The sequence below is a fragment of the Ruegeria sp. K5 genome (genome assembly GCF_056531805.1).
In genome coordinates, this window is sequence record NZ_JBQFML010000004.1 from 65,286 (window position 1) to 83,673 (window position 18,388).

The window sequence follows — 18,388 nt, forward strand, 5'->3', positions numbered from 1 at the left end:
CGGGCTTGCCCCCACCTCTGCCTCTTGCCACTCGTGAGTTGTCACAGTAAGGCGACCGCCATGAGCACCGAGACCCCCCAACGCCCCCGCAGAAACTTCTATGGCCGCTTCAAGGGCAAGACCCTGAAGCAGAGCCAGAAGACGTATCTGAACGAAGACCTTGACGCTTTATCGCCGGGCGCAGTGGATTGGGACAGCAATCCCGAACGCCACCCGCTGGACCTTGACGCCCTGTTCGGCGGAAAGGAGGTCTGGCTTGAGGTCGGCTTTGGCGGGGGTGAGCATCTGGTGCATCAGGCCGCAAGCAATCCGGATATCGGGATCATCGGGGCCGAGCCCTATATCAACGGCGTCGCCATGTTGCTGGGCAAGATCCGTCAGGCCGGGGTTGAAAACCTGGCCGTACATCCCGGCGATGCCCGCGACCTGTTCGACGTTTTGCCTAAGGCGAGTATCTCACGCGCCTTCCTGCTGTATCCTGACCCCTGGCCCAAAACGCGGCATCACCGCCGCCGCTTTGTCACGCCCGAGCATCTGGAACCTCTGGCCCGCGCCCTGAAGCCGGGGTCGATCTTCCGGGTTGCGACCGACATTCCCGATTATGTTCGCCAGACGCTTGAGGAAGTCCCCCGCGCAGGGTTCGAATGGCTGGCCGAGCGCCCCTCGGACTGGCGCGAGCCGTGGGACGACTGGATTTCCACCCGGTACGAACAGAAGGCGCTGCGCGAAGGGCGTACGCCCCACTATCTGACGTTCCGTCGACTGGGTTAGCTGTCGTTCAGCGCAGGGAATGCACGCCCTTTGGCAAACCATGCGATCCCAAAGGCCCATAAGGCGATGGCCTCGACAAAGAAGGTCAGGTTCAGGCTATTCCACCATTTAAGGAAACCCGGCCCGCCGATTTCGCCTTTGATCGCCAGCACCGCGACGCAGGCCAGAATGGTTAATCCGCAAATGCTGTAAAGCTTGTTGCGCCGCCGCTTGCTGTCGATCATCACGCCGTCCTTCTCGTGCCGTTGCGGGATGACCCGTTTCAGCACGATCAGACAGTAGAGACCCAGATAGACGAACAGAATGCCTGCGGCGATCATGTGCCAGTTGCTGGCGGTGCTGAACAGGTTGAAAAAGCCTTGATCCGGTGCCTGGCCGACCTTGATGGGCGGGGCGTTTTTGACCTCGACAAAGACGCGCGACAGGAATGTCTGATGGCTTTCGCAGCCGCTGTCTAATGTGGGGACTGAGGCAACGATAAAAGCGCCGAACCCGGCGACGCTGCTCAGCGTGTCCTCAAAGAATGTATCACCTGTATAGGCGATCAGGAATCCACCAACGAAATAAAGCAACCCGACAAAGATCGCCCCCAGAAACTGGGCATAGTAGAAATGGCTGATACTGTCGCGAAAGCAGCTGCCGCCAAAGATTGCTCCGCCGGCCAGAATCAACGGTAGGCCGAAGGCAACGAGGCCGACAAGGAAAGCCAGCCTTTGCTCAATCTTGCTTTCAGGGCGCAGTGGATCTTTGGGGTGAAACAGGTCTCGGGGCCCTCGGGCCATCAGGGGTAAGGCGTCGGCCATGGCGTGTTCCTTCAATGTCAGGTTCAAAAATCAATCAAATCGAATGGCGGTATTGTAGCACCGAAGCGGCGTTTCTCACAGAATCAGCCGTTCGCCGGTCCAAAGCGGCGTTTTGCCGGACCTTTGACGCTGGACCAACCGGTCCCAATTCGCTAAGCGGCTTGGGCACTGATAGCGCAAAAGGAGCCCCCATGTCCGGACACGGTACGCCCATTCCGATGACTTCGCATCCCTGCGGTCCGCTGACCGGTACTGCCGAAGTCCCCGGCGACAAGTCGATCTCGCACCGGTCCTTGATTTTGGGCGCGATGGCGGTCGGTGAGACAAAGATCTCGGGCCTTCTGGAGGGCGAGGACGTTCTGGACACCGCCAAGGCCATGCGCGCCTTCGGGGCCGAGGTGACAGATCACGGCGGCGGCGAATGGACCGTTCACGGTGTGGGTGTCGGCGGCTTTGCCGAACCCGATCAGGTGATCGACTGCGGCAACTCGGGCACCGGCGTGCGGCTGATCATGGGCGCGATGGCAACCTGTCCGATCACGGCGACCTTCACCGGCGATGCCAGCCTGAACAAACGGCCGATGGCGCGGGTTACGGATCCTCTGGCGCTGTTCGGGGCGCAATCGGTGGGCCGCTCGGGTGGGCGTTTGCCGATGACTATTGTGGGCGCGGCAGAGCCTGTGCCGGTGCGCTATGAGGTTCCCGTGCCTTCGGCGCAGGTGAAGTCGGCTGTTCTACTGGCCGGTCTGAACGCGCCGGGCAAGACCGTGGTGATCGAGCAAGAGGCCACCCGCGACCATTCCGAACGGATGCTGGCGGGCTTCGGGGCCGAAATCACGGTTGAGGACACCGATGAGGGGCGGGTCATCACCCTGAGCGGTCGTCCCGAGTTGAAACCGCAGGTCATTGCCGTGCCGCGTGATCCCTCCAGCGCGGCATTCCCGGTCTGCGCGGCGCTGATCACGCCCGGCTCGGACGTGCTGGTTCCGGGCATCGGCCTGAACCCGACCCGCGCGGGCCTGTTTACCACGCTGCGCGAAATGGGCGCGGACCTGACCTATGAGAATGAGCGTGAAGAGGGCGGCGAGCCGGTTGCCGATCTGCGCGCGAAATACTCTCCGAATATGCAGGGGATTGAAGTTCCGCCCGAGCGCGCGGCGTCGATGATCGACGAATACCCGGTGTTGTCCGTCGTTGCGGCCAACGCCACCGGCACCACCATGATGGGCGGCGTGAAAGAGCTGCGCGTCAAGGAAAGCGATCGGATCGACGCGATGGCGCGCGGCTTGCGGGCCAACGGCGTCACGGTGAACGAAGGCGACGACTGGTGGTCGGTTGAGGGGCTGGGCATTGGCAACACCCCCGGCGGCGGCACCTGTGAAAGCTTTCTGGATCACCGCATTGCAATGTCCTTCATGATCCTTGGGATGGGCGCCAAAAGCCCTGTGACGGTGGATGATGCGGGCCCGATTGCGACCTCGTTCCCGATCTTCGAGCCTTTGATGGCGCGCCTTGGGGCGCAGCTTGTCAGAAACAATCGGTAAGTCGGACAATGACAAGCAGTTTCACCGTTGCGATTGATGGTCCGGCTGCGGCGGGCAAGGGCACAGTATCAAAGGCCGTCGCGGCGCATTTCGGGTTTGCGCATCTGGATACGGGGCTTCTGTACCGCGCGGTTGGCCGCCGTACGCTGCAAGGTGTGGAAGCTGTGGAAGCGGCGCAGTCCCTGACGGCAGAAGAACTGGATCAGGGTGATCTGCGCACGGCAGAAATCGCTCAGGCCGCGTCCAAAGTGGCTGTGATCCCCGAGGTACGAGCCGCATTGGTTGATTTCCAGCGTGCCTTTGCCCGGCGGGCAGGGGGGGCGGTTCTAGACGGGCGCGACATTGGTACCGTGATTTGCCCGCAGGCCGAGGTGAAACTGTTCGTCACCGCCAGCCCCGAGGTACGGGCGGAACGGCGGTTTCTGGAACTTCACGCCAAAGGGGCCGACGTGACGCGGGCACAGGTGCTTGAGGATGTGCGCGAGCGCGATGCCCGCGACGCCGAACGCAGCACAGCCCCGATGAAAGCGGCGGATGATGCCGTTCTTCTGGATACGTCCGACCTGAGCATCGACGAAGCCCTGGCCGAGGCGCTTGCGGTGATAACACAGAAACTGCCCGCGACACGGTAGCGACGCGGGCAGATCGGTCAGATTACAATTCGCCCACGGCGATGCTTTGAATCTTTGACCACTGATCGTCAGCAGTTTTTGCCGTTCCAGCAACATCTTTCAGGAAGGCGGCGCGGGTTTCGGCGTTCAGGAACAGATACAGCTTGCCATCTGCGATCAGATATTGATCCGGGTCGCCGTCGAACTTCTTGCCGACCGAAACACCAAACGAGCAGAAGCCACCATGTTGCGGCAGGTAAGCGGCTGGGTTGGCCTCGAACGCTTCGCGGTTTGCGGCGGTGGTAAAGTAGTAGGACGCCCCGTCATAGGTGGCGGAATGGGTCGCAAAACCTTCGACCGGGTTGCCGTCATTGACCAGCGCAACAAGGTCGACTCCGTGGGCGGCCAATGGCGCTCCGGCAGCGGAGATGCCGTTGGACACATTGATTTCATCTGCCGCAAAAGCGGGTGCGGCGGCCAGCGGCAGGGTTGCGATCAGAGAGGCCAAAACAAGTTTCTTCATGGTGTAGTCCTTTTCATTTTCTGTTTCGGGCCGAACCGGGTGTCGGCCTGTGAAACAGACATAGAGGCGGGGTTTTGAACGCGTTATCGCAGGAAGGCCCGCGTTTCTTGCAGATCGTTCAAACCTGCGGGCCTTGCATAAATTCCTGTTCACTAAGCTTTGTTTGGTCAGGGGCTATGGCAGCGCCTATGGTTGGCTGGACACTTGCAGGAGATTGATCATGATCCGCCTCGCCCTTGCGCTGATGTTACTGGCCGGAAGTCTTGCCGCCCAAGAGGCTGAGCCTCCGATGGATTATGAAAGGCTGGGCAAGATCCTGTTTGCCCTGGACCCCGAGGCGCAACCGATTGGGCCGGGGTTTCAGCTTACGATCTCGGACGTGCCGGTTCTGGTTGTAACCGATGTCAGCACCAACCGGATGCGTGCGATGGTGGCGGTTCGCAGTGCCGATGAGCTGTCGAAAGAGGAACTTCACCGCATGATGCAGGCCAATTTCGACACCGCCCTTGATGCCCGTTACGCGATTGCCAACGGAACCGTTTGGGCGACTTTCATCCACCCGCTTGCATCCTTGCAGAAAGACCAGCTGATCTCGGGTCTGGCGCAGACGGTGAATATCGCCGCGACCTATGGCACATCCTACACCGGCGGCGCGATTCAATTCGGTGGCGGCGACAGCGATGAGTTGCAGCGGCAGCTGATCGAGGATCTGCTGAAGAAGGGCGAGGAAATCTAGGGGTTTACGTTGAACTTGATGCCTTTCGCTTGCAGCGTTCACAGGTCCGGGCAGTGTTGGAACCCCCAACAAAATATAGCGTCATAGACCCTAGCTGGACACAAGAAAGATGCTATAGTCTCCCATAGCAAAAAAGGGACAGCTGCTACAAAAACCCCAAACAATAAGGGGAAGCAGCCATAAAATCCCCCAAGCCAACAGGGACAGAAATACATGAACAATCGTTTGCGCAAAATCACCATCGTGGGTGGCGGCACGGCGGGATGGATGACCGCGCTTATCCTCGAGATGGTGCTTTCCCGCACATCCGCCCCCAAAGACCGCCCGCGCATCTGCCTGATCGAAAGCCCCAATATCTCGACCGTGGGGGTGGGCGAGGCGACAGTGCCGCGCATGCCGGTCACATTGCGTCAGGCGGGCATTTCCGAGCGTGACTTTTTCCGTGAAACCAATGCCTCATTCAAGCTGGGTGTGAAGTTCTGCAACTGGAACAAAGACGCCAAAGGCAATCGGATCGACTACGTAAACCCTTTTGCCCATGGGCAGTTGCTTGAGGGGTTGGAGGCCGCCGAGTACTTCCTGCGCTTTGGCAATGGGGATCGGGACTTTACGCAATCGATCTCACCGCACGACGATCTGGCCCGTCTGTGCAAGGGCGGGCGGGCCTTGGGCCAGCCGGAATTCGAGCAGCGTTTTGGTTATGCCTATCATCTGGATGCCGTGAAATTTGCAGGCATGCTGACCAAGGTCTGCACCAAGCGCGGCGTCGAACACATCCAGGATGAGGTGCAAGCGGTCGAACTGGACGAGCAGGGCAATGTCAGTCACCTGATGCTGGAACGCAAGGGCCGCCATGACGTCGAGATGGTCATAGATTGCACCGGCTTCCGCGGATTGATTATCAATCAGGCCCTTGGCGAGCCGTTCAAGGACTATTCCGAATACCTGCCGAATGACCGGGCCATGGCGTTGCAGGTCGAACATCCCGATCCGGAAAAGATCGAAAGCGTCACGCGGTCGACTGCATTGGGTGCGGGCTGGACGTGGCGGGTGCCGCTCTATAACCGTGTGGGCACCGGATATGTGTATTCGTCGGCGCATCGGACCGATGATCAGGCGGCGGATGAATACCTTGAATGGCTGGGCGACAGCGGCAAAGGTCTGACGCCGCGCGTCATCCCGATGCGCGTCGGGCGCGTGCGCAATGCCTGGGTCAAGAACTGCGTCGCTATCGGCCTGTCCGGCGGCTTCATCGAGCCGCTGGAAAGCACCGCGATCCACATGATCGACCACGCCGTCCGCTGGTTTGCCGAGCATCTGCCCACGCGGGACATCGAACCGCAATTGCGCGACAGATACAATCGGCAGGTGAATAAGCTCTATGACGAGGTTCTGGATTTCATCTGTCTGCATTACCGGTTGGGCAACCGCACGGATGACCAATACTGGATCGACGCGCGCACCGAGATGAAAATCCCGGATCGACTGGCCGAGAATCTGGAATTGTGGCAGCACCGCCTGCCGATGGAGCACGATATCGAATTCGCAACGCTGTTCAATTTCCGCGTCTATCAGACGGTGCTTTTGGGCAAACAGGTCTATGACACGGGATATGGCACCGGCATTCGGGATCGTATTCGTCCGTTGAAAAAGCCGATCTGGTTCCAGTGGTGGAAAGGCGCGAAAGTGGACCTTGCGCAGATCCTCAAGACAATGCCAGACCACAAGACTCTGCTGCGCGATATCCGGGGTGAGTTGAAGCGACCTGCCTTTGACAAGGCCGTTGCGGCGAAACCAACGGTGGCGATGCCCGGTACGGCTCCGGCGCCGCTGGTGGTGCAGAACATGCCGAACCTTGCCGAGATTCAACGCGGCGAGAAGGACTTGCAGTTGTTCTAACAAGCCCTTCGGGTGCGCGAAAAACCAAGATGGTGGCGGTTTACGCCGGTACAGGCACCGGCGTCCGCTCACCCAGCAGATAGCGGATCACATCGACGTAGTCGAAAGCCAGCGAGATCACGATTGTCAGCAAGGCGAAGCGGATGATCCATCGGGGTGGCGTCGGCATATCGGCGCGGGCCTGTTGGAACCACAGGTAAATGGCCAGCGGTGTCCAGAACGGGATATGGCCCAGCCCCATCAGCCGCACATAGCCCATCTGCGTAAAGATGAACTTGACCCCCAGCGCCGCCAGCACGGTGCCGACGACCGTGACAACCGCGACAAGGCGCGATTGTCGCCAGATCAGCAGCGCAAAGGGCAGGATAAAGGCCCCGAGGGTCAGGATTTTCATCCAGATCTGAATCCACTGTGGCTGCTGTGAAACGATAAGGTTGAACTCTCCCATGGGGCGACGGCTCCGTGTCTTGTTGTGATTGACCGTCAGGTGCCGTGTCCCGTCTGCGGGTGCAACCGGACACGCGCGGCATCAAGTAATTGTGAAACCGGCAAGTTCGGGCATGTCTTCGGGCGCAGATGGCTTTCGACTTGCGGGACCGGACCCAACCCGCTATAGAGCACCCGTCTTAACACGGGCGGTCAACGTCCGGATGACGTATCTGAGCAGGGCCGGGTCACCTCGGCCCTTTGTGTTTGTGTAATCGGATGCGCCCCGGATCACGCCTGAAGGCACCATCAAACAAGACCGGCGGAGACAACCGCTCGGCCAGCAAAAACGTATGTAAAGGAAAACAACGCCACATGGCTAACGCATCCATGGAGGAATTCGAAGCCCTCCTGAATGAAAGCTTCGAAATGGACACACCCGAAGAGGGTTCTGTTGTCAAAGGCAAGGTTCTGGCGATCGAAGCCGGCCAAGCCATCATCGACGTCGGCTACAAAATGGAAGGCCGCGTTGATCTGAAAGAATTCGCAAATCCCGGCGAAGCCCCTGAAATCGCTGTAGGTGACGAGGTCGAAGTTTACCTGCGCGCCGCAGAAAACGCCCGTGGCGAAGCCGTCATCTCGCGCGAGATGGCTCGCCGTGAAGAGGCATGGGACCGTCTGGAAAAAGCATATGCCGACGACCAGCGCGTCGAAGGTGCAATCTTTGGTCGCGTCAAAGGTGGCTTCACCGTCGATCTGGGTGGCGCAGTTGCGTTCCTGCCCGGCTCGCAGGTTGACGTCCGCCCCGTGCGCGACGCTGGCCCGCTGATGGGTCTGAAGCAGCCGTTCCAGATTCTGAAAATGGACCGCCGCCGTGGCAACATCGTTGTGTCGCGCCGCGCAATCCTGGAAGAATCGCGTGCCGAACAGCGTGCCGAAGTCATCGGCAACCTGTCCGAAGGTCAGACCGTCGAGGGTGTCGTCAAGAACATCACCGAATACGGTGCATTTGTTGACCTGGGCGGCGTTGACGGCCTGCTGCACGTCACCGACATGGCATGGCGTCGTGTCAACCACCCGTCCGAGATCCTGACGATCGGCGAAACCATCAAGGTTCAGGTCATCAAGATCAACAAAGAAACCCACCGCATCAGCCTGGGCATGAAGCAGCTGCAGGAAGATCCGTGGGATCTGGTTGCTGCCAAGTACCCGCTGGGCTCGGTCCATCAGGGTCGCGTCACCAACATCACCGACTACGGCGCGTTCGTCGAGCTGGAAGCCGGTGTCGAAGGTCTGGTGCACGTGTCCGAAATGTCCTGGACCAAGAAAAACGTCCACCCCGGCAAGATCGTTTCGACCAGCCAGGAAGTCGACGTTATGGTTCTGGAAATCGACGGCGCCAAGCGTCGCGTGTCTCTGGGCCTGAAGCAGACCATGCGCAACCCGTGGGAAGTGTTTGCAGAAACCCACCCCGAGGGCACCGAGGTCGAAGGCGAAGTCAAGAACATCACCGAATTCGGTCTGTTCATTGGCCTCGAAGGCGACATCGACGGCATGGTTCACCTGTCCGACCTGTCCTGGGACGAGCGTGGCGAGGATGCGATCCAGAACTACCGCAAGGGCGACGTCGTTCAGGCGGTTGTCTCGGAAGTGGACGTCGAGAAAGAGCGTATCTCGCTGTCGATCAAAGCCCTGGGCGGTGACAAGTTCGCCGAAGCCGTGGGCGGCGTGAAGCGTGGCTCGGTCATCACTGTCGAAGTGACTGCTATCGAAGATGGCGGCATCGAGGTCGAGTACGAAGGCATGAAGTCCTTCATCCGTCGTTCGGACCTGAGCCGTGACCGCGCCGAACAGCGCCCCGAGCGTTTCTCGGTCGGTGACAAGGTCGACGTCCGCGTCACCAACGTCGACAGCAAGACCCGCCGTCTGGGCCTGTCGATCAAGGCACGCGAGATCGCCGAAGAGAAAGAGGCCGTGGAACAGTACGGCTCTTCCGACTCGGGCGCATCGCTGGGCGATATCCTGGGTGCAGCGCTGAAATCGGGCGACTAAGCCCGGGCGCAGTCCCAAACATGAATTACGGCCTCGCGCACCCGCGCGGGGCCGTTTTTGTTGCGAATCAATATGTTCCGATTCATCGGCTTATTCGGGGTATCGCTCGCGCATTAAGTGTGGAAAACGGGAAAACTGGCAAAAAATCGCGTGAGTCCGAGCCAAATTCCCATGCCTTCGCCCATAGTTTGCTTTCCCCTGATCCGGCTTTTTCCCTATACTGTCAGAACAGTAGACCTGTCACACCGGCCGCCTGGGAGGGGTAGTACGAATGATCCGTTCAGAATTGATTCAGAAGATTGCCGACGAAAATCCACATCTTTATCAGCGTGACGTCGAGCGGATCGTGAACACCGTATTTGAGGAAGTGACAGATGCCATGGCCCGCGGCGACCGGGTCGAGCTGCGCGGATTTGGTGCATTTTCTGTGAAAAAGCGCGATGCCCGTGTCGGGCGAAACCCCCGCACCGGCGAGACCGTTCAGGTCGAAGAAAAATGTGTACCATTTTTCAAAACGGGTAAGTTGCTAAGGGACCGATTGAACGGTAAAGCCTGACCCCATGATGCGCTACCTTCGATATGCTTTTCTCGGGACCCTGGGGATCATCCTGATTTCGGTGTCTCTGGCCAATGTTCAATCGGTTGAACTCAAGCTGATGCCTGACGCTCTGGCCGAATTGCTGGGGTTCAATCTGACCACCACTTTGCCCTTGTTTCTGGTGGTGCTGGGTGGCGTTGTGGCCGGTCTGGTCATCGGGTTCCTGTGGGAATGGCTGCGCGAGCACAAGCATCGCAAGGACGCGACCGTGAAAAAAGGCGAAGTCCGCAAGCTTGAGCGTGAAGTCAAGAAGCTGAAGAAAAAGCAGAACGAAGGCAAAGACGAAGTTCTGGCCATTCTGGACGAAGCCAGCTAAGGCGCACCCAATGTCCGATGTAAGGTTCAAGATCTGCGGCTTGTCCGCCCCTGAACATGTGCGCGCTGCGGCCGAGGCCGGGGCGGGCTATGTTGGGTTTGTGTTTTTTTCCAAATCGCCCCGTAATGTGACGGCAGCAGACGCAGCCGTATTGGCGCATCAGGTTCCGGCAGGCGTCGCAAAAGTGGCCTTGGTCGTCAACGCGACGGATGAGGAATTGGACGCCATTACTTCGACCGTCCCGCTGGACATGCTGCAACTGCATGGCAAGGAAAGCCCCGACCGCGTGGCGCAGGTGCGTACCCGCTACGGCCTGCCTGTGATGAAAGCCATTGGCGTGGCCGAGGCCGAGGATCTGGCCGCGATTGACCTGTATTCGGATGTGGCCGACCAACTGCTGATCGATGCCAAACCGCCCCGCAATGCAGAGCTTCCCGGCGGCAACGGGTTGGCCTTTGATTGGCGCTTGCTGGCCGGTCGCAAATACTGGCGGCGTCCCTGGATGCTGGCCGGCGGCCTGACGCCTGAAAACGTGGCAGAGGCTGTTCGCATGACCGGTGCGCAGCAGGTCGATGTTTCATCCGGCGTTGAATCGGCCCCGGGCGAAAAGGACGCGGCCCTGATCAAAGCCTTCGCAGCCGCGCTGGGGTGATCTGATCCGCGCCTTGTTTCGTATCTCCTGCAAGGGGAGATGGAACATGCTGGCAGCCATTGGCGGTATTTCGCTGAAACATTGGTACAACGCGCCCGAGTTCTTCTGACGCACGCGACAGGCGTTGCATCAGGCCAAGGGCGACCCGCTATGCGTCCATGCGGACGTGTTCCATCAGGCGGGCCTCTATTTCTCGCTCAGCGTCTGGCAGGATATCGAGGCGATGCTGACCTTCGCGCAATCCGGCCCGCATCGCCGCGTGATGCTGGCGGCTGACCGGCTGGCAAATGTGAACCGGTTTTATCACTTTCCTTGCATTGGCGTACCGACGCCCCAGCAGGCCGTGGACGTTTGGCAGCAGTACACAGATCGCGCGTCATGATGCGTTTTGCCCATGGCAAATCCCGCCGCCACCTCCTATGAACAACGGGTACGACGAGTGGAGACACCCATGGCCAACGATCTTTTCAACTCTTTCATGTCCGGCCCCGATGAACAGGGGCGTTTCGGTATCTTCGGCGGACGGTTCGTCAGTGAAACGCTGATGCCCCTGATCCTGTCGCTGGAAGAGGAATACAACAAGGCCAAGGATGATCCGACCTTCTGGGCCGAGATGGATGATCTGTGGGCCAATTATGTGGGCCGCCCCTCGCCGCTGTATTACGCCGAACGCCTGACCGAGCATCTGGGCGGCGCGAAGATCTACCTGAAACGTGACGAGCTGAACCACACCGGCGCACACAAGATCAACAACGTGCTGGGCCAGATCATTCTGGCACGCCGTATGGGCAAGACCCGGATCATCGCCGAAACCGGGGCAGGGCAGCACGGCGTTGCCACCGCCACCGTCTGCGCCAAGTTCGGCCTGAAATGCATCGTCTACATGGGTGCCCATGACGTACAGCGTCAGGCCCCGAACGTGTTCCGCATGCGTCTGCTGGGGGCCGAGGTGATCCCGGTGACAAGCGGCAGAGGAACGCTGAAAGACGCGATGAACGACGCGTTGCGGGATTGGGTAACCAATGTGCGCGACACGTTCTACTGCATCGGCACCGTCGCTGGCCCTCACCCCTATCCGGCAATGGTCCGTGACTTCCAGTCGATCATCGGCAAGGAAGCCAAAGAGCAGATGATGAAGGCCGAGGGCCGTCTGCCTGACACGATCATCGCCGCCATTGGCGGTGGTTCGAACGCGATGGGCCTGTTCTATCCGTTCCTCGACGACAAAGAGGTCAATATCATCGGCGTCGAGGCCGGCGGTAAGGGCGTGAACGAGAAGATGGAACACTGCGCCTCTTTGACCGGTGGTCGCCCCGGTGTGCTGCACGGCAACCGCACCTATCTGTTGCAGGATGACGATGGCCAGATCCTCGAAGGTTATTCGATCTCTGCCGGGCTGGATTACCCGGGTATCGGGCCCGAACACTCGTGGCTGAATGATATTGGTCGCGCAAACTATGTCGCAATCACCGACAAAGAAGCGCTGGAGGCGTTCCAGCTGTGCTGCGCCACCGAAGGTATCATTCCGGCGCTTGAGCCCAGCCATGCGCTGGCCCATGTGATGAAAATCGCGCCCGATCTGCCCAAAGATCACCTGATCTGCATGAACATGTGCGGTCGCGGGGACAAGGATGTGCAGACCGTTGCGAAGTACCTGAACTTCGACATGTCAGACACCGAAGGCCGCACGGCGGACTAAGCGCTGAAACCTTCGAACGGATAGAACCGGCCCACATGTGGGGGCCGGTTTTTCTTTGTCCTTCGTGCTGAGCGGTCTCTAGCCCTTCGAATTACGCGGTGCCAAACGGACCTAAAAACGGTTCATTGCGATAAAGCTCAGGTGCTCCCTCGTAAGTTCTCGGGGTGCGTTGGCTTATCGGGTCGTGGCGGGCTGTGGTCTTTGATGCCGAATTTCAGGTGGCGTCAGTCGGTCTTGGTGGAGTGTTGACGCAATATGTCCAGCGGCACAATCTCCAGCGCCCGATGATGCGTGGCCTCAAGATGCACCTGCGGGGCGCAGCCCTCGTCATGGGCTTGCAGGAACCGACCCGCGCACAGGCACCAGCTATCGCCGGGTTTGAGGCCGGGAAAATCGAATTCGGGACGTGGGGTGCTTAAATCGTTTCCGACATATTTCGAATAGGCCAGAAACTCGGCGGTCATCACGGCGCAGACCGTATGGCTGCCCTGATCCTCGGGACAGGTGTTGCAGGCCCCATCGCGGAAGAACCCGGTCAGGGGATCGCGCGAGCAGGGGGCGAGAACGCCCCCCAACACATTGATGCTGTCCTGCTTTTGCATGGACCTACCTTACAGGCTTTCGGCAATCTTGCGAAACATTCCCAAATTCACATCGTTCATGCCCGGTTCACGGAACTTACGATCCGCAGCCGTCGAGACGATCAGAACACCGCGCGCCCGGTCGATATAGATGTGCTGTCCATAGACACCACGGGCCATAAATTCACCTTCATGCGCGCCGGGCGGGATCCACCATTGATAGCCGTAGCCGTATTCATCGGGCGCTGTCGGGGCGCTGGGCGCAACGGCTTCGGCGATCCATTCAGCCGAAACGATCTGCTTTCCGTTGTATTCGCCCTCTTGCAGGATCATCTGACCGAACCGGGCGAAGTCTCGGGTGGTGAAGTTCAGACCGCCCAACACAAACGCAACCCCGTCACCATCGGTGATGTAGAAGCCATCCTGTTCCAGACCCAGCGGCTGTATGACCTTTTCCGTCAACAGGTCTGTCACGCTGCGCCCGGTCGCACCACGGATCACCATGCCGATGACATGGGTGTCGATCGATACATATTGCCAATCCTCGCCCGGGGTTACGAACGTGTCCTGCAACGAGGCCGCGAAATCGTCCAACTCACCGCCCAAAGCAATAACGCGGCCCATCCGGTTAATGTCCGAGTCGTAGTCCAGATAGTCTTCGTCGAAGGTGACGCCGCTGGCCATGTTCAACACATTGCGGATCGTCGCGCCGTCATAAGCTGTGCCCTTCAGGCTTGGCGCGTATTTCACCACCGGATCATCCAGCGAGTCGATAGCCCCCTCGGCCATCACGATACCGAACAAGGTGGCAAGATAGCTTTTGGCGACCGACCAGGAGATTCGCCGATCCTCGGGCGTGGTGCCCTGATAATAGTCTTCGAACAGAATCTGCCCGTCCTTGATCACCAGCAAGGATGTCAGCGACCGTTCCTCAAGCCATTGGTCGGTTCCGTCAGGCAGCTCGATACCAGCGCCATAAGGAAGTTCGGACACCGGCCCGTCACCGCGCGGCAGGTTCGCCGTCAGGAATGCCTCATCCATATGAGAGAAATTGTAGACAATTTTCTCCTCCGAAAACAGAGAGTTCACGGCCATCAGGCGCTTGATCTCTTCGCGCTTCCAGAATCCGACAACCGCCGCTGCCAGCACCAGAATGAGCAGGATGCGCAGCACCCACTTCAACAATTTTCTCATAGATCTCCTCCAATTTGCGGATTGTTGTAGAACGCGGTTCGTTCAATTCGCAATTGGGACGTGGCGGCACTGCACGCGGATTCTACTTGAACTTATCCAGCAGTTTTTGCATCGCCGAACGGTCGTCCGGCTGGGGCTCTGGTTCGGCTTTGATGGCAGGCGCAGCCGGTTTTGCAGGGGGTTTGGATGATCGCGGTGGAGCGGTGCGCAGGGCGACCGCATTCATGAACTTGCCGCCATCGCCATCGGCCAGGTGCCCAGCACCATCCGAGACACCGCGCAGCACATCCTCAAGCCAATCGCCATCGGCTTTGGCAAAATCGCCTAGCACATAGGGCGACACCATTTCCTTGCGCCCCGGATGCCCGATGCCCAGCCGAACCCGGTCGTAGGCCGGGCTGATATGTTCGTGGATCGAACGCAGACCGTTATGCCCGGCATGCCCGCCGCCCGCCTTGACGCGCACCTTGCCGGGGGCCAGATCCAATTCGTCGTGAAACACCGTCACGTCGGTCGAGTCCAGCTTGTAGAACCGCATCGCCTCGCCCACGGATTGACCCGAACGGTTCATGAAGGTCTGGGGCTTGATCAGCAGCACTTTTTCGCCGCCAAGACGCCCTTCGGCGATCTCGGCCTGAAATTTGGACTTCCAGGGGCTAAACCCGTGATCCTCGGCAATCCGGTCCACGGCCATGAAGCCGATATTGTGCCGGTTGCGGGCGTATTTTGAACCCGGGTTCCCCAATCCGACAAACAGTTTCATCGTCTCGTCCTTCGTGCAGTGCAGGGGGTTGATGGCACGGAATACCACCCGATTCCAGCCCGACCAAAAGAAAACGGGGCCCGAAATGAGCCCCGTTTCAAAATCCAAATCGTTGGGTCCGGATTTATTCTTCTGCAGCTTCCTGGCCGACGACTTCTACTTCGTCCGCGGCCACTTCTTCGCCTTCTTCATCGTCGCTGGTCGACAGACCGGTCGGCGCCGAGATGTTGGCGATCACGAAGTCACGGTCGATGGTCGGCTTGGTGCCAGCAGGCAGATCAACCGACGAGATGGTGACAACGTCGTTGATGTTCAGGCCGGTCAGATCAACGGTGATCTTCTCAGGAATGTCACCGGCGGTGCACATCAGTTCGACTTCCGGGCGGACGACAGTCAGAACGCCGCCCTTCTTGATGCCGGGTGCTGCTTCTTCGTTGATGAACTCAACGGGGATGTACAGCGCGATCTTGGTGGTCCGGCGCAGGCGCATCAGGTCCAGGTGGGTCGGCAGGTCTTTGACAACGTCACGCTGAACGTCGCGGCAGATGACGCGAACGTCTTCGTGGCCTTCGACCTTCAGGTTCCACAGTGTCGACTTGAACCGACCCGCTTTCAGGCGCTTGAACAGAACGTTGAACGGGATCTGAATCGGCAGCGGCTCTTTATCGCCACCAAAAACAATGCCCGGAACCATGCCGTCGCGGCGTGCCTGACGAGCGGCGCCCTTGCCTGTCCCCGTCCGTTCCAGAGCTACGAGATCAGGAATCTCTCCAGCCATGATAATTCTCCAATGTTAGGGCGGGCATCCTCCAAGGCTGTATGCCCGCGTGAAGCCGCGTCCTTAGCTTGATTCATTGGGTTTGGAAAGGGGTTTTTGGCGGTTTTCCTTTTTGCGAGGCTCTGCCTCGCGCTCCGGGATATTTATAGCCAGATGAATAAAGGATCCATGCTTCATCTGGCTACAAATATCTCGGGGGAGCCGCCCGAAGGGCGGCGGGGGCAGAGCCCCCTGCGCACGCCCATCAGCTTTGCCAACGCCCACCAAAATCTTCGGGGACCAACAAGTTGTGACGGCCCAGATCGGTCACTTTGCGTTCCCCGCAAAGCGCCATAGTGGTGTCGAGCTCTTTTTGGATCACCTCAAGGGCGGTGGTCACACCGGCTTGTCCCATCGCACCCAGGCCATAGACGAAGGCGCGGCCGATATAGGTGCCTCTCGCACCAAGCGCCAAAGCTTTCAGAACGTCCTGCCCCGACCGGATGCCGCTGTCCAGATGCACTTCGGTATCTCCGCCAACCGCATCCATGATTTCCGGTAACACCCGGATCGAACTGAGCGCGCCGTCCAGTTGGCGACCGCCGTGGTTTGACACAATAATAGCGTCTGCCCCCAGTTTGGCCGCCATTTTTGCGTCGTCGGCGTCCAAAATACCCTTCAGGATCACCTTACCGCCCCATTGCTCCATCAGCTTTTCGACCTTCGTCCAGTCCAGGCTTGGATCGAACTGTTCCGCGGTCCATGCGCCCAGCGAGGACGCATCTGAAATGCCCTCGACATGGCCAACGATATTCCCGAACTCTCGCCGTTTGGCGCGCAGCATTTCGATGCCCCAAGACCATTTGGTCATCAGGTTCGCGATGGTTTTCAGGGTCAGCTTGGGCGGGGCGGACAGGCCGTTTTTCAGATCCTTGTGCCGCTGGCCCAGGATTTGCAGATCCAGCGTTATGACCAGAGCGGAACAATTTGCATCTTTCGCGCGCTGGATCAGTCGGCTGACGTAGTCTGTATCCTTAATCGTATACAGCTGAAACCAGAACGGTTTGGTTGTGTGCTCGGCCACATCCTCGATCGAGTTGATGGACATGGTGGACAAGGTGAACGGCACGCCGAATTCCTCGGCGGCCTTGGCGGCTTTCATTTCCCCATCCGCATGTTGCATTCCGGTCAGTCCGACAGGCGCAAGCGCAACAGGCATCGATACATCCTGTCCGATCATTTGCGACGCTGTCGAACGCCCCGCCATGTCCACCGCGACCCGCTGGCGCAGCCGGATCTGTTCGAAATCCGAGCTGTTTTCATGAAAGGTCTGCTCGGTCCAGCTGCCGCTTTCCGCATAGTCGTAGAACATGCGCGGCACGCGGCGTTCATAGATGCGTTTGAGGTCATCGATATTGGTAATCACGGGCATGTAGCAGACCTTTGAGGTTTTGGTTAGAAATTCTTACCAAGTTTTGAAGATCCTCACTACGCCTTTCGTGATTGCCTTTTCCGTGTTCACTCCCCGGTAAAACAAAAGCCGCAGCGGGGTGACCCGGCTGCGGCTTTGCTCAAGTAGTTTAGGATGCGTTTATTCAGACGGAATGGGCCCCGTCGGACAGGGATTTGACAAAATCCAGCACCTCGGCAACCGGCTTGCCTGCGCCGATCTGGCTGACAATGGCCGAACCGACGACCGCGCCGTCTGCAACAGTTGCAATCGCGCGCGATTTTTCAGGCGTATTGATGCCAAAGCCTACGATGACGGGCAAATCGGTCGCGGATTTGATCCGTGCGACCTCGGGTCCGACATTGGTGGCTTCGGCCTCTGCCGCGCCGGTGATGCCCGTGATCGAGACATAGTAGACAAAGCCCGAGGTATTCTGCAGCACGCGCGGCAGGCGTTTGTCGTCGGTTGTTGGCGTGGCCAGGCGAATGAAATTCAGGCCCGCCGCCTGAGCGGGCAGGCAAAGCTCTTCATCTTCTTCCGGCGGCAGGTCAACAACGATCAGGCCATCGATTCCCGCGGCCTTGGCATCCGCCAGAAACGCGTCCACGCCCCGGCTGTAGATCGGGTTGTAGTAGCCCATCAGCACAATCGGCGTGGTGTCGTCGCTTTCACGGAAAGCGCGCGCCAGATCCAGCGTCCGCTGCAATGTCATGCCACCGTCCAGCGCGCGTTGGCCTGCGGCCTGAATGATGGGGCCGTCCGCCATCGGGTCGGTGAAGGGTAAACCCAGCTCGATCACGTCCACGCCTGCGCCCGGCAATCCTTTGACCACCTCCAGCGAGGTGTCATAATCGGGGTCGCCCGCCATGACATAGGCAACAAATGCTTTCTTGCCTTCAGCTTTCAGGGCGGCAAACTTGGCGTCGATACGGGTCATCGGATGTCCTTGCAATCAGGTTTGGACCTGATGTGCAGAAAGTTTCACCGAAAATCAATCCCGCCCGGACCAGAAC

General features: G+C 59.1%; 20 protein-coding genes. 11 read left to right on the forward strand and 9 right to left on the reverse strand.

Features of this window, described 5'->3' with window-relative positions; all coding sequences use genetic code 11:
- Positions 1-60: 60 nt before the first annotated feature.
- A complete protein-coding gene (trmB, locus tag ACR0MO_RS12950) occupies positions 61-771 on the forward strand; it encodes a tRNA (guanine(46)-N(7))-methyltransferase TrmB (protein ID WP_170520452.1) in 711 nt (236 codons plus the stop codon).
- On the opposite strand, the gene ACR0MO_RS12955 is transcribed toward trmB, so the two are convergent.
- Complete coding sequence (locus ACR0MO_RS12955; protein WP_170520454.1) at positions 768-1,574, reverse strand: hypothetical protein; 807 nt, start codon at positions 1,572-1,574, stop codon at positions 768-770. The genes trmB and ACR0MO_RS12955 overlap by 4 nt on opposite strands.
- 191 nt (positions 1,575-1,765) lie before the next feature.
- Here ACR0MO_RS12955 and aroA point away from each other — a divergent pair, with 191 nt between their 5' ends.
- Together aroA and ACR0MO_RS12965 are read left to right on the forward strand one after the other, a co-directional pair.
- On the forward strand, positions 1,766-3,118 hold the full coding sequence (gene aroA, locus ACR0MO_RS12960; protein WP_480891621.1) for a 3-phosphoshikimate 1-carboxyvinyltransferase: 1,353 nt from the start codon (positions 1,766-1,768) through the stop codon (positions 3,116-3,118).
- Positions 3,119-3,126: 8 nt separating this feature from the next.
- Positions 3,127-3,750: a (d)CMP kinase gene (locus ACR0MO_RS12965; RefSeq protein WP_480781446.1), complete on the forward strand. Its 624-nt coding sequence runs from the start codon at positions 3,127-3,129 to the stop codon at positions 3,748-3,750.
- Between the two features lie 22 nt (positions 3,751-3,772).
- On the opposite strand, the gene ACR0MO_RS12970 is transcribed toward ACR0MO_RS12965, so the two are convergent.
- Positions 3,773-4,252 (reverse strand): YHS domain-containing (seleno)protein, encoded by a 480-nt coding sequence (locus tag ACR0MO_RS12970; protein ID WP_480891624.1) that lies wholly within the window; start codon positions 4,250-4,252, stop codon positions 3,773-3,775.
- A gap of 220 nt (positions 4,253-4,472) precedes the next feature.
- On the opposite strand from ACR0MO_RS12970, the gene ACR0MO_RS12975 reads away from it, so the two are divergent.
- The gene (locus ACR0MO_RS12975; RefSeq protein WP_170454415.1) at positions 4,473-4,988 is read left to right on the forward strand and encodes a hypothetical protein; all 516 of its coding nucleotides are present in this window, start codon (positions 4,473-4,475) and stop codon (positions 4,986-4,988) included.
- A gap of 213 nt (positions 4,989-5,201) precedes the next feature.
- Positions 5,202-6,887: a tryptophan halogenase family protein gene (locus tag ACR0MO_RS12980; protein WP_480891627.1), complete on the forward strand. Its 1,686-nt coding sequence runs from the start codon at positions 5,202-5,204 to the stop codon at positions 6,885-6,887.
- A gap of 40 nt (positions 6,888-6,927) precedes the next feature.
- On the opposite strand, the gene ACR0MO_RS12985 is transcribed toward ACR0MO_RS12980, so the two are convergent.
- Positions 6,928-7,335: a hypothetical protein gene (locus ACR0MO_RS12985; RefSeq protein ID WP_480891630.1), complete on the reverse strand. Its 408-nt coding sequence runs from the start codon at positions 7,333-7,335 to the stop codon at positions 6,928-6,930.
- 353 nt (positions 7,336-7,688) lie between these two features.
- Here ACR0MO_RS12985 and rpsA point away from each other — a divergent pair, with 353 nt between their 5' ends.
- From rpsA to trpB, 6 genes are all read left to right on the forward strand, one after another.
- Positions 7,689-9,365 carry a 30S ribosomal protein S1 gene (rpsA, locus tag ACR0MO_RS12990; RefSeq protein ID WP_170454410.1) on the forward strand — a complete coding sequence of 559 codons (1,677 nt, stop codon included), beginning with the start codon at positions 7,689-7,691 and terminating at the stop codon, positions 9,363-9,365.
- Between the two features lie 271 nt (positions 9,366-9,636).
- The gene (ihfB, locus tag ACR0MO_RS12995; protein ID WP_050603110.1) at positions 9,637-9,921 is read left to right on the forward strand and encodes an integration host factor subunit beta; all 285 of its coding nucleotides are present in this window, start codon (positions 9,637-9,639) and stop codon (positions 9,919-9,921) included.
- A gap of 7 nt (positions 9,922-9,928) precedes the next feature.
- The gene (locus tag ACR0MO_RS13000) at positions 9,929-10,279 is read left to right on the forward strand and encodes a LapA family protein (RefSeq protein ID WP_170454588.1); all 351 of its coding nucleotides are present in this window, start codon (positions 9,929-9,931) and stop codon (positions 10,277-10,279) included.
- Between the two features lie 10 nt (positions 10,280-10,289).
- Complete coding sequence (locus ACR0MO_RS13005) at positions 10,290-10,931, forward strand: phosphoribosylanthranilate isomerase (RefSeq protein ID WP_480891632.1); 642 nt, start codon at positions 10,290-10,292, stop codon at positions 10,929-10,931.
- 124 nt (positions 10,932-11,055) lie between these two features.
- The gene (locus ACR0MO_RS13010; protein ID WP_480891635.1) at positions 11,056-11,313 is read left to right on the forward strand and encodes a hypothetical protein; all 258 of its coding nucleotides are present in this window, start codon (positions 11,056-11,058) and stop codon (positions 11,311-11,313) included.
- Positions 11,314-11,382: 69 nt separating this feature from the next.
- Complete coding sequence (gene trpB / locus ACR0MO_RS13015) at positions 11,383-12,630, forward strand: tryptophan synthase subunit beta (RefSeq protein WP_170454406.1); 1,248 nt, start codon at positions 11,383-11,385, stop codon at positions 12,628-12,630.
- 224 nt (positions 12,631-12,854) lie between these two features.
- On the opposite strand, the gene ACR0MO_RS13020 is transcribed toward trpB, so the two are convergent.
- From ACR0MO_RS13020 to trpA, 6 genes are all read right to left on the reverse strand, one after another.
- Positions 12,855-13,232, reverse strand: a complete 378-nt coding sequence (locus ACR0MO_RS13020; RefSeq protein WP_170623822.1) for a DUF2237 domain-containing protein — start codon at positions 13,230-13,232, stop codon at positions 12,855-12,857.
- A 9-nt stretch (positions 13,233-13,241) separates the two neighbouring features.
- Entirely contained in the window at positions 13,242-14,405 is a 1,164-nt protein-coding gene (locus ACR0MO_RS13025; RefSeq protein ID WP_170454402.1) for a serine hydrolase domain-containing protein, read from the reverse strand.
- A gap of 82 nt (positions 14,406-14,487) precedes the next feature.
- Positions 14,488-15,168 carry an aminoacyl-tRNA hydrolase gene (gene pth, locus ACR0MO_RS13030; protein WP_170454400.1) on the reverse strand — a complete coding sequence of 227 codons (681 nt, stop codon included), beginning with the start codon at positions 15,166-15,168 and terminating at the stop codon, positions 14,488-14,490.
- 124 nt (positions 15,169-15,292) lie between these two features.
- Positions 15,293-15,946, reverse strand: a complete 654-nt coding sequence (locus ACR0MO_RS13035) for a 50S ribosomal protein L25/general stress protein Ctc (protein WP_170454398.1) — start codon at positions 15,944-15,946, stop codon at positions 15,293-15,295.
- A 244-nt stretch (positions 15,947-16,190) separates the two neighbouring features.
- Positions 16,191-17,357, reverse strand: a complete 1,167-nt coding sequence (locus tag ACR0MO_RS13040) for an alpha-hydroxy acid oxidase (protein ID WP_480781449.1) — start codon at positions 17,355-17,357, stop codon at positions 16,191-16,193.
- A gap of 163 nt (positions 17,358-17,520) precedes the next feature.
- Positions 17,521-18,312: a tryptophan synthase subunit alpha gene (gene trpA, locus ACR0MO_RS13045; protein WP_480891638.1), complete on the reverse strand. Its 792-nt coding sequence runs from the start codon at positions 18,310-18,312 to the stop codon at positions 17,521-17,523.
- Positions 18,313-18,388 lie beyond the last annotated feature (76 nt).